This is a genomic window from Altererythrobacter sp. Root672 (genome assembly GCF_001427865.1).
GTDB lineage: Bacteria > Pseudomonadota > Alphaproteobacteria > Sphingomonadales > Sphingomonadaceae > Croceibacterium_A.
Window position 1 is genome coordinate 2,050,068 of the sequence record NZ_LMHH01000001.1, and the last position, 12,946, is coordinate 2,063,013.

A 12,946-nucleotide genomic window follows, 5' to 3' on the forward strand; every position below is an offset into this window, starting at 1 on the left:
CTGAAACCGGACAAAGTCATAGAGAATGACGCAAAATATGCTGGAAGAGAGGAAACCGGCCTGATGACCTGCAATCGTTTCGCTTCACGACTGTTCACTGCAGCCACTGCCCTTGCGGCGGTGCTTGCGACGCCGACCGGTGTCGCCGCGCAGGAACGGCCGGCCGACCTGACCGAGCTTCCGCCGGTGCCGACCGACTACACCCCGGAAAAGACCGCGTGGGGCGATTACAACTTCAGCCACACCTACCAGATCGAATACCTCAACAACGCCCGCATCCTGTTCCAGCGGCCCAAGGTGTTCGGCAACCGCGTGTGGATCAATGACGAGGAATTCGCCCGCCGCGTGTCCGCGGCTGAGCGTTCGGACTCGAACTACGCACCGGCTTCCGAAAACGGCGTCGGCACGCCGGGCACCGAAGGACTGAGCGAATGGGTCAAGACCTCCTCGTTCGGCAAGCGCACCTCGATGCTGGTGAGCCCGGCCGACGGTCAGCTTCCCGCGCTGACCCCGCAGGCCCAGGCGCTCTACAAGGCCGGCCGTTCGGGCTGGGTGCCGCTGCAGGAATACGACTGGGTCGACGATTTCGACAGCTGGGACCGCTGCGTCAGCCGCGGCTATCCCGCGTCGATGTACCCGTTCCGTTACAACAACGGCATCCGCATCTTCCAGGCGCCGGGCTACGTCATCATCAACCTGGAGATGCTTGGCACCCGCGTGGTCCCGATCGGCGACCAGCCGCATTGGCCGAGCGAAGTCGAAGCGTGGATGGGCAACAGCCGCGGTCACTGGGAAGGCAAGACGCTGGTCATCGAGACGACCAACATCAAGTCCGGCGACAGTGTGACGCATGACATCTACGCCCGCGCCGCATCGCCGCTGAACATGGCGACGCAGCACGTGCCCCCGTTCAACACGATCCCGACCAGCGCCAAGGCCAAGACGGTCGAGCGCCTGACGATGACCGGCCCGAACACGCTCGTCCACGAGCTTACCTATTCGGATCCCGAGGTCTTCACTCAGCCCTGGACCACCCGCGTCGAGTGGATCCGCGACGATGACTACAACTTCTTCGAATACGCCTGCCACGAAGGCAACGTGCAGGTGAGGAACTACATCACCGCCTCGCGCGCCCATCGCCAACAGATCGCCGCAGGTGCCGAAGCGCCTTCGATCGAGGGCGATGACCGTTCGCGGTTCGCGAACCAGTTCGACTACGATCCGGCCGCCAATGACCGGCCGGCCCCTCCGGGACCGCCGCCGGCCGCCGCCGCGCAACCGGCTCGCAGCGGAGCGCGCTAACGAAGTGAGACGCGGGCGGTAGCGGACCAATTTTGGTCCCTGCCGCCCCTCTCCGGCCCATTAATCCACAAAAATCAGCGTTTGATGCCGAGAAGTTACTGATCCCTGTCACGGTAATTCGTTACAGTAGCTTCACGAAAGAGGGACTCAGTCCTTCGGGTCGTATAAAAAGAGCGCGCGAACAGTCGTGCAGAGATGGGGGAAATGAGAGATATCGCCAGCCTGGCGTCGCGCCTTCGTCGCCTCTCGCGTGCATGCACCCGACCAATTCCTGCGGGCCTTCAGACTTCAGCACTGGACGGCGCAATGATTGGGGGTGCCGATTGAACATGCCCCTCATTCGGGTCGTAATCGTCGATGATCACGACATGGTTCGCAGGGGACTTCGCGGACTGATCGAATCCAGGCTCCGCTACGAAGTAGTGGGCGAGGCCTCAGACGGTCGGGAGGCGCTTACAGTTGTCGGCGATGCCCTGCCCGACATCGTCGTGCTCGACTACTCGCTCCCTCTCCAGGACGGCCTCTCGGTAGCGAGGAAGCTCAAGGAGCTTCATCCGCGGGTCGAGATCGTGATGTTTACCCTGTTCGAACAGGAACGGGTCGTCACCGAAGCGATCGAGATCGGTGTCCTCGGTTTCGTGCTGAAGTCCGAAGACGAGAGGTTCATGCTCGAGGCGCTGGAATTCGTGGCGCTCGGACGGCAGTATTTCACACCGACCCTGGCGAAAGCCCGCAAGGAAACGCCCCACATCTCGAGCGCCTCGATCGGTCTATCCGCTCGCGAGCAGGAGATCGTCCAGCTGATCGCAGAGGGCCTGGTCCAAAAGAATATAGCTTACAAGCTAGGCATCAGCATCAAGACGGTCGAAACCCATCGCACCAACGCCTTGAACAAGCTGGGACTTGCCACGACGGCCGATCTCGTCCGCTATGCTATGCGGAACAATCTCGTCTCCGAATGACGGGCATCTGCCGCTGATTTTGCCCCGTTTATCGGAACTCAAGCGGGGTTAGAGTCATTATGGGTCTGTAGAGACCCTTAACATACGGCAATCACAATGAAGCACATCGCCCTCGCCCTTGCGCTTGGGGGAGCACTGACGCTCGCGGTCCCGTCCGCCCCAGCCTTTGCGACCATAGAAACAGCTGAAGCCAGGCTAGCCGCCGTCGAGGCGGCCGAGCAGGCGCGCGACGACATGCGCGACGTCTTCGGCAAGGAGTCCCTCAAGAACGGCCAGTTCGTCTGGAAAGACGGCAAGCAAACCGGCGCGGTAACTCGCGTGGTAATCAGCCTGTCCGATCAGATGGCCTACGCCTATCGCGGAGACGAACTGGTGGGGATCTCGACGATCTCCAGCGGTAACAACAAGAAGCCGACGCCAACCGGTATCTTCCCGATCCTTGAGAAGAAGCGGTTCCACCGTTCGATCAAGTACGAGAACGCCCCGATGCCGTTCATGCAGCGCCTCGACAGCTACGGCATCGCGATGCACGCGGGCCATCTGCCGGGTTACCCTGCATCACACGGCTGCGTCCGGCTTCCCTCCCAGTTCGCTTCGCGGCTGTTCGCCTCGACCGAAGTGGGCACCGAAGTCCTGATCGGCGCTTGAGCTGGGTTCGCCCGCCCCCTCGTCATCCTCGCCCTACCCCTTCGTCATCCCCGCGAACGCGGGGACCCAGTCGGCTCTCTTGCGCTGTTCCGCTCTGGGTTCCCGCGTTCGCGGGAATGACGAAAATGAGAGGACAGGGGGCACGCTCTTGCTTCGGCCAGCGCTCCAATGTCCCAGCTCGATTCAGCCACCTCGCAAAAGAGCGAGCCCCGCCCTGCCCTCGGCGTCGAGGAACGGGGCGAGGGCGCTCCACTCTACCAGCACCGGGACGATGCACGGCGTCGCCACGTGCGGTAGGTCCGGCCTGAACACCAGGCCGCCCCCCGCCAGGCCGATCGACCAGTAACTCGCCTCCGCCACATATTCGCGGCATTCGGAGGCGTCTTCGTCTTTAGGCCAGTTCGCCATGACGAGGTCACGCAGCGCGTCGGGGATGACCGAGTCCTCGCCGTCGATGCGTTCGTCGCCGATCCAGCCGAACAGGTCGACTTCCTCGCCCGATTGCCGATCGAACGTGTGGACGATGGTGTAGTAGTTCGGGTGAGCGCCGCCGCAGAATGAGCCGGACTCCTGTTCGGCCACCAGGAAAGCCTTGTTGACCAAGGTCGGCTTCACCGAGAGCGAGTAGTCTCCGTCGATCCCCAGTGAGGCGATCGACCCGGCCAGGCACTCCATGAAGTCGTCCTCGACTGTTTCGCGCGGAAGGTCGGCCGCAAGCACTTCGAGGATCGCCTTGTCGCCTGGCCGTTGCGGGACAAAATCGAACGTCTCGATCGAGACATCCTCCGCGAAGAACTTGGCTGGCCGATAGGTCTTGCGGGTGTACTTCCAGCCCTCAAGCTCGGCGGCGTCGGATGCGATCGATCCCTTGCCGGTCCTCGGCCCCAGAAACGCTGCGGAGCTGCACGGGCCGCCCCACTCTCCCTCGGTCCAGGCCACCGGCTTCAAGTCGATCGGCAAGCTGCGGCTGCCCTGGCGCCAAGTCCCACGCACGCGGTTCGACGTAAGCTCGGCCAGCTCCCAAGTCGCCTCCGCATCACCGCCGGGCGCGCGTTCGACCCACCCGCCCTCGCCGTCCTCTTCGCTGATCGAAATCGGCTCGAGCGCCGACAGGTAGTAGTACGACCCCCGCCCGGGTCCGTCGCCAAAGCTCTCCAGGCAAGCGCGAACCGGGTACGTCCCGATCTGGCCCTCCCACACGCTCACCCATGCCGGCTCATCCTGCGCAAACGCCGGCTGCGCGACGATCCCGAGCGTGAGCAAAGCAGCCAAGCTCAACAAAAATGATCGTGCGGATGTCATCGTGTCCAATGCTCCTGGCGGCCCAAATCGCCATGCCAAGAACTCGGCGAAATCCTACTTATCAATACGTAGATTCCCGCGTTCGAACCCGTCCAACTCACGCGACCAGCTTGTCAATCGCTCGGGCCAGCTTCGTGTCCCGCTCTGAGAGACCACCGGCATCGTGCGTCGTCAGCGTGATCGCCACCCGGTTGTAGACGTTGGACCACTCCGGATGGTGGTCCTGCTTTTCCGCCAGCAGCGCCACGCGCGCCATGAAGCCCCAGGCTTCGCTGAAGGTGCGGAACTTGAATTCGCGCTCGATCGCCAGGCCATCGGCCCGCAGTGTCCATTCGGGCAGCACGGCCAGCGCCTCAGCGCGTTCGGCTTCGGTGAGTTGCGGCACGGGCATAGGCTCGCTCCCTCGCTTGTCGGCCCGTGCCTTCTGCCCTAACCCGCGCATCCATGGAAGCCGCCCGGCCCCTAGATTCACGACTGGCCGCGACGGACCTTGCCTGCCGCCGCGGCGAACGGCTGTTGTTCCGCGGGCTTTCGTTCGAGTTGAAGTCCGGAGAGGCGCTGCAAATCTTCGGCCAGAACGGAACGGGCAAGTCGAGCCTGTTGCGAATTCTCGCCGGACTGATGCGCCCCTTGGCGGGAACGGTCGAACGCAACGTCGCCGTGGCACTGCTCGACGAACGCCTGCCGCTTGATGGACACCTGCCGCTGGGCCGAGCGGTGGCCTTCTGGAGCCGCCTCGAAAGCGGGCGCAGCGACCCGCAGCTCCTCGAGGCCAACGGGCTCGACAGGTTAGCCGACGTGCCAGTGCGCTATCTCTCGACCGGCCAGCGCAAGCGCGCGGCCATCTTGGCTTCGAATACGCACAACGCCGGTCTGTGGCTGCTCGACGAGCCCCTCAATGGCCTCGACGTCAACGCGGCCGCCGATTTTCAGCGGCATGTGGCGGACTATCTCGCCCAGGGCGGAATGGCCGTGATCGCCTCGCACCAGCCGTTCGACGTGCCGGGCCTGTGCGGGATCGCGCTCGAGGATTTCGCCCCGTGAGCCTGTTCAGCGCCCTACTCCTGCGCGATCTCGGCCAGATGTTCGGCGGGGGGCGGCGTGGCGCGACCATGCTGCCGGTTCTGTTCTTCATCGCCGTCGCCATGCTCTTCCCGTTCGCCGTCGGACCGGCCCCGGAGCTGCTTGCCCGAACCGGCGGCGGAGTAATCTGGGTCGCGGCCCTGCTCGCCTCGATCCTGCCGCTCGACCGACTGTTGCAGAGCGACGTCGAGGGTGGGTTCTTCGACCAGCTCTATTTGCGCGACATCTCGGAGGAGCTGGTGGTCATGGTGCGCCTGCTCGCCCACTGGCTAAGCTTCGGCCCGCCTTTGATGGTCGCCGCAATTCCTGCGTCTGCCCTGCTCGGGATCGACGGCCAGACCCTGCGCACTGTCGAGCTCGGCTTGCTTGCGGGCACGCCCGGCCTCGCCGCGATCGGCCTGATCATCGCCGCCCTGACCGTGGGAATGCGCGGCGGCGCGGCGCTCTCGGGCCTGCTCCTGATCCCCCTCGCCGTGCCGCTGCTGGTCTTCGGTGCCGGAGCGCTCTCGACCGGCGGCGACAGCGGCATCGCCCTTACCGCTGCGATCAGCCTGCTATTGGTAGCCATCACCCCGTTCGCCGGCGGCGCGGCCATAAGGGCAGCACGGGAAGGCTGAGGCCAACAACTGACCGTCTCCCTCTACCTTGCCCCCGAAGCCCGCGTTACATCAGTTCAGAATTCTGGCCTTTTGCGTCGCGAATTCCTCGTCGGTCAAAATGCCGGCTTGATTCAATTCCGCCAGCTTCTGAAGCTGCTCGATCGCTTCGTTGGACAAGCTTGCCGGCGCTTCAGGCTGGCCCGGTGCTGCCGGGGCCGCCGGTTCGCCCTGCCGGCCCGCAACTTTGTTGGAAACCGCGGTGGCAGTCCCCGCGATTAGGGCGGTGCGAGCTGCCGTGTTCACCGCGCGTCCGAGCAGGCCGGAACTGCTTCGCCTTCTGACCATCTGATCTCTCCTTGTTCGAGACTTGCCGGCACAGGCCGCCATCACGTCGAGCCGCTCAACCGCCGAGCGCTCGCTTCGCTGATTCCAAGCATCGATCATTCGCCTAGAATCGCAATCAGGCGACATACCCATGCCAATGCGGGTTTACCCGAATGGTCGCCCGGTGTGGGGCCAGCTTGAACGTCAGCCGGGGCGCAGGGATCACGATGTCACGCTGGCTGAAGATAGTCCTAGGCTCGATCGTCGCGCTTGCTGTCGCGGCTTACGGCGGGCTTTGGCTTTACGCTCAGCGCACGACGCCTTTGTCGGTCTCTTTGACCGATCGAGCCGCGGCAGTCGCCAACGCCGATCGCGTCATCGAACTGGGTCCAGAACCTGAAAGGTGGCCCGTGCGCCTGTTCGTCCCTGCAAGGACGCTGCAGGACGTGGCCGACACCGTCATCGGCACCAAATACCGGATCCCGTTCGGTGGCGCGGGCACGGAAGGGCCTGACGGTTTCCTGGTCGCAGAGATCGAAAAGATCACGTTTGTCCCAAGCGACTTCCTGCTCCGCGCAAAGGCGGAGATGAAGGTGACCTATGCTCCCGTCACCCGAACCCCCTGGTGGGGTGGCGCGACAGTGCGGTTTGTGGCGGAGGCCGACATGCTGCCGGTTCGCGGCGTGAACGATGATCCGGGTGCGCTCTATTTCCGTCTTGTTCCGACGAGCTTTTCGCCTCGCGTCCGCTGGGGGCCGCTCAACTACGCGGCATCGGAGCTAATGTCGCAGGTCGCGGCGTCGCGTCTGCTCGAAGACTTCGGGCAGAATCTGCTGATCCCCCTTCCGCCGCTCAAGGCGTCGATCGACCTCGAACCCGGCCTTCTCACGACGCAAGAAGGCGAATTTCCGGTGGACGGCAGCTACAAGATGACCGCCAACTTCGAGGGCCGGCCCGTTCGCGGAGAGATTTCAACCGATCACCTGCTGATCGTTTCAAGCGGCGTGTGGCTTCTCGGCGGATTGCCGGACGCGTCCGATCCTTCGCTCGGGCCAGAGACTACTTCCCGCCCCTCGCGTCGCGAGGACAACGACCAGGCCGCACTCGACGCCCGCATTGCCGCCACGGCAGCTAGGCTCAAGCCTTTCGAGCGGAAGTCCAGCGAGGCCGAAGGGCATCTTCCGATCGCCCCGGTCCTGGACCTCGTAAGCGGGAATTCGCCGCCCAACACCGACAGCCCGCCAGCGGGCGAATATCGCGGTGTCAGTGCGGTAATCACCGAAGCGACAGGCACTTTGTTCAGGACGAAACTGGCCAGCAATCCCCTTGCCGGTGACATCAACCTGGCCGTTTCTCCCGCGTCGCAGGACTTTGCCACCGGCAGGCTGACTTTTGCGCCGCCCGTATTGCAGTGGGTAAAGGGGGTTGGTCTCACGGGCAGCCTCGACGCAACGGCTCAAGGCGACGCTCGTCTCCGCGCGGACATATCCTCTTCGCGTATCGGCCGTTCGCTCGGCGCCGAACTGGAAGTGGCTGGATCGACCAGGGCTGAGTTTCCCTTCACCCTTGGCCTCCAGCTCGTCAGAAATGGGGCGGGAAGCGCGATCTTCCTGGTTCCGGAGATCGGCTGCACGCGCATGGCGATCGATCTTCTTCAAGTGGGGAACACGGGTCCGCTTTTCGCGACACCGTGGTTTACGCTGCAGTCGGTTGGCGTGCGGTTCGAACGCAATTTCGGCGGGGTTCCCGCGACGCTCCCACTGATCGACAGCAACCCGCGTTACCTGCCGTTTCCGGTTGGCGATCCACTGGCGCAGGGTGTTGTCTATCCCGCTGACGGTTTCGCCATCACGACGGTGCCCACAAAGCTCGTCATCGGGGCGGATGGCATAGAGATCGCGCTGTCGCTTACCGCACGATCCGCGTCGAGCGCAGAGCAGGCCCGGTTCAAATCTGAACGCGAGACTTCACTCGCAAAACTCAGACAGGACCTGCCCGCTGAGCTGTGCGCCGCCAATCCGGGATTTAGGCTGTTAACGACGCCCGGTCCTGCGACCGGCGTCCGTTAGCTATCGGACGAAGCGAGCATCGCCGCTTCGGCAGCGCGACGCTCGGCACGGACTTCTTCGGCCTTCACGCGATCGCGTTCGACCTTCTTCGCCTGGGCGGCGAGGCCGCGCCAGGTCTTCTCCGCGCGTAGTGCGCGTTCGCGCACCATAACCAAGTCGGCGCGCTCCGCCTCTGCAGCAGCCTCACGAGCCCGAGAATCGTAGAATTCGAATGTCTGGCTCATGCTTTGAGTTTCCCCATTGGATGCTGGCAGCAGGGCGCAGCGCGCCGATGGAGTCGTTAGACTGCGGTCAGGTTGACGGCAGATTCCTTGCCGTTGCGGCCACGCTCGACTTCGTACGACAGGCGCTGATCCTTGTTCAGCGTCTGCATGCCAGCAGCCTGCACGGCACTGATGTGGACGAAGCTGTCCGCGCCACCGTCTTCAGGAGCGATGAAACCATAGCCCTTGTCGGTGTTGAAAAATTTGACTGTGCCGATCGGCATTGTGCATTCCCTTCGAAAATCGGGGCTGCCAAAACGCTTCTTGCGTGCAGACAGTCCCTGGTAGTTCAGCCGCGACATGCGGCAGTCGTGCGTCGGGTCGTCAATCGAAAGGAAGTCGCCGTCAGAGAGAGACCCCGCCTGTAAAGGGTCGGGTCTTAGTCTTAGCGCCGAAGTCCGTCGTAAATTCGACGTCAGCCTGGGTGTCCTAGCACAGGTACGGCGAATAACCTACGAAGCAATCAGGCTACCCAAATCGCCCGTCCCTCACCCCACACGCTTCATCCGCACAAGCGCCGTGTCGAGCGCTTGCAGGAAGCGTGAGCGGTCAGCTTTTGCGAATGGCGGGGGACCGCCTTGAATGCCGTCGGCGCCTGCGCGCAAGTCGGCCATGATCGCCCGAGTGGCCACAGCGCCGCCAATCGAGGCCTGCGTGAAGGCCTTGCCGGTGGGTGCCAGGACCGTGGCCCCGGCCTTCACGCACCGATCGGCTAGGAGGATGTCGGCGGTTACCACTACGCTCCACCCATCGGCGCGTTCGGCGATCCAGTCGTCGGCGGCATCGAAGCCTTCGCTGACCACCACGCGGCTGATCAGCGGGCCCACCGGCACGCGAAACGGGCTGTTGCTGACCACGCTGACGGGCACGGCGTGCCGCTCGGCCACGCGGTAGATCTCGTCCTTCACCGGGCAGGCGTCGGCATCGACGAGAACGCAGAGTTCACCCATTAGGCTCAGGTGTTCTTCATGTTCTCGAGACCTTTCACCGCACCGAACTTCTGCGTCGGCTGGGAGGCGTTGGTCTTGGGCTTCTCCGCCTTGGGTTTGCGGGCTTCCCTATTCGATTTCTTCTGGCCTTTGGCCATGGTCTTTCTCCGTTGGGCTACAGGCCCAACGCTGTCCTAGGCCTTCCGGCGAGGAATAGCGAATGCGGTGTCCGTCCAGGGGGCGAGTCGGTCGCCCGACAGGGGCGACCCTTACCTAGGCGTAAGGCGGCTGATGCAGCCCCTTCGGGCTTAGCGTGAAGATCTCGCAGCCGTCCTCGGTAATGCCGATCGAATGTTCGAACTGGGCCGAAAGGCTCTTGTCGCGGGTGACCGCCGTCCAGCCATCGTTGAGGACTTTGACCGCCGCCTTGCCGAGATTGATCATCGGTTCGATGGTCATGAACATGCCTGCGCGCAGTTCCGGCCCCGTGCCCGCGCGGGCAGCGTGAACGACTTCGGGCGCATCGTGGAACAGGCGGCCAAGGCCATGGCCGCAGAAATCGCGCACCACGCCATAGCGGTACTGCTCGGCATGGGCCTGGATCGCCGCGCCGATGTCACCCAAACGCGCGCCGGGCTTGGCCTGCTCGATACCGAGCATGAGGCATTCGTAAGTCACGTCGATCAGTCGCTTTGCCTTTAGCGAAACGTCGCCGACCAGGTACATGCGGCTCGAGTCTCCATGCCAGCCGTCGAGCAGCGGAGTTACGTCGATATTGACGATGTCCCCGTCCTTGATCGTCTTGGAAGAGGGGATACCGTGGCACACCACGTGGTTGATCGAGATGCAGCAGCTATGCGTATAGCCGCGATAGCCGAGCGTCGCCGGCACGCCGCCGCCATCGAGCGTCATCTCGCGGACGACGCGGTCGATTTCTTCGGTAGAGATGCCAGGGCGGACGACCGAGGCCATCTCATCGAGAATCTGCGCCGCAAGGCGACCGGCCTTGCGCATGCCTTCGAACCCGTCGGGTCCATGGAGCTTGATGGTTCCGTCGCGATAGACCGCGGTATCGCCGGTGACGTGCTGGTATTCGATCATTTCGCGAATGTAGTCATTCCGCCGATCAATTGCGAGCGCTGAAGGCTTCGCGGAATTCCGGCTTTACCGTGTCGAGGATCGCGCGATTGATCGAAAGGTTCACCTTGTAGGCGCCTTCGGCATAGGGGCCGGCCACGTAGGGCCCGGCGTAAAGCGTCAGACGGTTGAAAGTCCGTCCATTGTTAGAGCCCACCAGAACCGTCAGCTCCTTGATACCCGGGCAATCGGAGAACGGATCGTCCCCGCCCTTCACCACCGGCGCCCCGCGGCGCTTGGCGCGCTGCCGGTTCAATTCGTCACAGAAGCGGTCGCCGAGCGCCTTCTCCAACGCCTCAGGAGAGACGAACAGGTCAATCGCCTTCCTCGATTCGCCCTTGGTCTTGTCCCAGACAAGCGACTGCAAATCGTAGTTCCCGTGCGCCCCGCCGCTATAGGTCGCCACGTCGTTGGACAGGCTCAGCCAGCCCGGCAGCGCGGCCACGACCTTCCATTCCGAGGTGTAGCTGTGCTTGTTGTAAGGGAACCCGTCCGCCCTCGCGGCGCGGCGTGCGTCCTGCGATTCTTCCGCCAATTGCCCACGCTGCTGTTCGAGCATGACGTCGAGCTGGCTCGCCAGTTCGGCAATCCGACCGGCTTCGGCCGGATAGGAATATTCGAACAGGAAATCGTCGGTCTCTTCCGACACCGAACGCGCGCCATTGCTCGTGGCCCGCGCGGTTGCCGTTGGGGTCGGAGTCGCGGTCGCCGCTGGGCTCGGCGTTGCGGTGCCGTCAGGCGAATCCCCACCGCCAAGGTTGCAGGCGGAGATCGTTGCGGCCAGCGCCAGAACCGAAAGCATGCGCATCATCGTGACTGCCTTTCCAAAACCTGCGCAAACGGGCAAGCGTGAATTCTATGAAAGACGATTTGATCCAGCCGGACCGCGGACAGCAGGCCATCACGATCCACCTCGTCAGCAAAGACGGCTTCCCCGAATTTGCAAAAACTCTCAGCGGGCCACAACGTGCCGGGCTTGCCGGACAAAAGTTTGTCGGAACAGCATTCCAGGTCGGGATCGTGCCCGATGGGGACGCGTGGTTTGCTATCGGCGGGGTGCGCAATCCCGCCGAGCTTTCGAGCTGGTGCCTGGCCAAGCTGGCTGAGGAATTGCCGGCGGGCATTTATCGCCTGGCGCAGGACGATGCCGGCAAAGGCCTGCACGGCTGGCAGACCGCGCAGTACCGCTTTACCCGGTATCGCGAGGACAAGGACTCCGAAGGACCGCGCGTCCTGCTGAGCAAGGAAGCCAAGGCGATCGGCCCGGCACTGGCCGAGGCGGAAGCAGTCGAGTTGGTTCGCACGCTCGTCAACACGCCGGCCGAGGACATGGGCCCGGCAGAGCTTGAGGTAGAGGCCGAACGGCTAGCCAAGTCGCATGGCGCCAAGCTCTCGGTCACCAAGGGAGAAACGCTGGAGCGCGAATACCCGATGGTCCACGCCGTCGGCCGCGCCGCCGCGCGCAGCCACGCGCCGCGGATGCTGCACCTCACCTGGGGCGACGAGAAGGCTCCCGTCGTGGCGATCATCGGCAAAGGCGTGTGCTTCGACTCTGGTGGCCTGGACCTCAAACCGGCGGCCGGGATGCTGCTGATGAAGAAGGACATGGGCGGCGCGGCGCATGCCCTGGCGCTGGCTGGGCTCATCATGGGTGCCGGGCTGAAAGTTCGGCTGCACTGCCTGGTACCGGCGGTGGAGAACGCTGTCGCCGGAAACGCCTTCCGTCCGGGCGACGTGCTCCGCAGCCGCAAGGGGCTGACGGTCGAGATCGGCAATACCGATGCCGAAGGCCGGCTGATCCTGGCGGACGCGCTGGCGCGGGCCTGCGAAGAGCAGCCTGAGCTGGTGATCGACTTCGCCACGCTGACGGGCGCGGCGCGCGTCGCCGTCGGGCCTGACTTGCCGGCACTATTCACCCGGCGCGACGAAACCGCCGATGCGCTGCTAGCCGCGGGTAAGGCACACGAGGATCCCTGCTGGCGCCTGCCGCTTTACGAAGGCTACAGCGAATGGCTCAAGTCCGACATTGCCGACGCCAACAACGCCCACAGCAACGGCTTTGCAGGGGCGAGCGTGGCGGCGCTGTTCCTCGACAAGTTCGTGGCCGATGGCGTCGATTGGGCGCATTTCGACACCTTTGCCTGGCGCCCCACACCTAAGCCCGGACGGCCAAAAGGCGGCGATGCGCTCGGCCTGCGGGCTGCCTGGCACATGCTTCAGGCGCGATTCGCTTGACGGCGGTGCTTGCCCCAGTGCGCTGTGACGTCTAACCGCGCCCCAACGATGAACCCCGCGAGCTTTTTCGAGTGCCTGGTTACGCCCCTTACG

At 63.9% G+C, this 12,946-nt stretch carries 16 protein-coding genes; 7 read left to right on the plus strand and 9 right to left on the minus strand.

All coding sequences use genetic code 11. From position 1 onward, the window contains the following. Nucleotides 1–63 precede the first annotated feature (63 nt). From ASD76_RS09920 to ASD76_RS09930, 3 genes are all read left to right on the plus strand, one after another. Nucleotides 64–1,302: a hypothetical protein gene (locus tag ASD76_RS09920; protein WP_055921913.1), complete on the plus strand. Its 1,239-nt coding sequence runs from the start codon at nt 64–66 to the stop codon at nt 1,300–1,302. 329 nt (nt 1,303–1,631) lie between these two features. Further along, on the plus strand, nt 1,632–2,264 hold the full coding sequence (locus tag ASD76_RS09925) for a response regulator (RefSeq protein WP_055921916.1): 633 nt from the start codon (nt 1,632–1,634) through the stop codon (nt 2,262–2,264). 96 nt (nt 2,265–2,360) lie between these two features. Next, nucleotides 2,361–2,912, plus strand: coding sequence for a L,D-transpeptidase family protein (locus ASD76_RS09930; RefSeq protein WP_055921919.1), 552 nt, complete (start codon nt 2,361–2,363; stop codon nt 2,910–2,912). A 183-nt stretch (nt 2,913–3,095) separates the two neighbouring features. Here the strand turns inward: ASD76_RS09930 and ASD76_RS09935 are convergent, their stop codons facing one another. After that, nucleotides 3,096–4,184 carry a hypothetical protein gene (locus tag ASD76_RS09935; RefSeq protein ID WP_055921922.1) on the minus strand — a complete coding sequence of 363 codons (1,089 nt, stop codon included), beginning with the start codon at nt 4,182–4,184 and terminating at the stop codon, nt 3,096–3,098. A 127-nt stretch (nt 4,185–4,311) separates the two neighbouring features. Further along, nucleotides 4,312–4,605: a 4a-hydroxytetrahydrobiopterin dehydratase gene (locus tag ASD76_RS09940; protein WP_055923144.1), complete on the minus strand. Its 294-nt coding sequence runs from the start codon at nt 4,603–4,605 to the stop codon at nt 4,312–4,314. A 53-nt stretch (nt 4,606–4,658) separates the two neighbouring features. Here ASD76_RS09940 and ccmA point away from each other — a divergent pair, with 53 nt between their 5' ends. Next, a complete protein-coding gene (gene ccmA / locus ASD76_RS09945; RefSeq protein ID WP_055921924.1) occupies nt 4,659–5,258 on the plus strand; it encodes a heme ABC exporter ATP-binding protein CcmA in 600 nt (199 codons plus the stop codon). Next, nucleotides 5,255–5,914, plus strand: a complete 660-nt coding sequence (locus ASD76_RS09950) for a heme exporter protein CcmB (RefSeq protein ID WP_082553715.1) — start codon at nt 5,255–5,257, stop codon at nt 5,912–5,914. The genes ccmA and ASD76_RS09950 overlap by 4 nt, the downstream gene beginning before the upstream one ends. 51 nt (nt 5,915–5,965) lie before the next feature. Here ASD76_RS09950 and ASD76_RS09955 read toward each other — a convergent pair whose 3' ends face one another. Further along, nucleotides 5,966–6,340, minus strand: coding sequence for an SHOCT domain-containing protein (locus ASD76_RS09955; RefSeq protein ID WP_235506606.1), 375 nt, complete (start codon nt 6,338–6,340; stop codon nt 5,966–5,968). Nucleotides 6,341–6,447: 107 nt separating this feature from the next. Here ASD76_RS09955 and ASD76_RS09960 point away from each other — a divergent pair, with 107 nt between their 5' ends. Further along, nucleotides 6,448–8,289 (plus strand): hypothetical protein, encoded by a 1,842-nt coding sequence (locus tag ASD76_RS09960; RefSeq protein ID WP_055921927.1) that lies wholly within the window; start codon nt 6,448–6,450, stop codon nt 8,287–8,289. Here the strand turns inward: ASD76_RS09960 and ASD76_RS09965 are convergent. The 6 genes from ASD76_RS09965 to ASD76_RS09985 form a co-directional block, all read right to left on the minus strand. Beyond that, nucleotides 8,286–8,513: a hypothetical protein gene (locus ASD76_RS09965; RefSeq protein WP_055921930.1), complete on the minus strand. Its 228-nt coding sequence runs from the start codon at nt 8,511–8,513 to the stop codon at nt 8,286–8,288. The two genes, ASD76_RS09960 and ASD76_RS09965, sit on opposite strands and share 4 nt — an antisense overlap. A 56-nt stretch (nt 8,514–8,569) precedes the next feature. Beyond that, complete coding sequence (locus ASD76_RS09970; RefSeq protein ID WP_055921933.1) at nt 8,570–8,776, minus strand: cold-shock protein; 207 nt, start codon at nt 8,774–8,776, stop codon at nt 8,570–8,572. Between the two features lie 264 nt (nt 8,777–9,040). Further along, nucleotides 9,041–9,502 carry a YaiI/YqxD family protein gene (locus ASD76_RS09975; RefSeq protein WP_055921936.1) on the minus strand — a complete coding sequence of 154 codons (462 nt, stop codon included), beginning with the start codon at nt 9,500–9,502 and terminating at the stop codon, nt 9,041–9,043. 5 nt (nt 9,503–9,507) lie between these two features. Continuing rightward, nucleotides 9,508–9,639, minus strand: coding sequence for a hypothetical protein (locus ASD76_RS18755; RefSeq protein ID WP_268760321.1), 132 nt, complete (start codon nt 9,637–9,639; stop codon nt 9,508–9,510). 115 nt (nt 9,640–9,754) lie between these two features. Next, complete coding sequence (gene map, locus ASD76_RS09980) at nt 9,755–10,582, minus strand: type I methionyl aminopeptidase (RefSeq protein WP_055921939.1); 828 nt, start codon at nt 10,580–10,582, stop codon at nt 9,755–9,757. A gap of 25 nt (nt 10,583–10,607) precedes the next feature. Further along, complete coding sequence (locus ASD76_RS09985) at nt 10,608–11,429, minus strand: DUF4163 domain-containing protein (protein ID WP_055921941.1); 822 nt, start codon at nt 11,427–11,429, stop codon at nt 10,608–10,610. Between the two features lie 47 nt (nt 11,430–11,476). Between ASD76_RS09985 and ASD76_RS09990 the strand changes: the two genes are divergently transcribed. Further along, nucleotides 11,477–12,853, plus strand: a complete 1,377-nt coding sequence (locus ASD76_RS09990; RefSeq protein ID WP_055921944.1) for a leucyl aminopeptidase family protein — start codon at nt 11,477–11,479, stop codon at nt 12,851–12,853. Nucleotides 12,854–12,946: the final 93 nt, after the last annotated feature.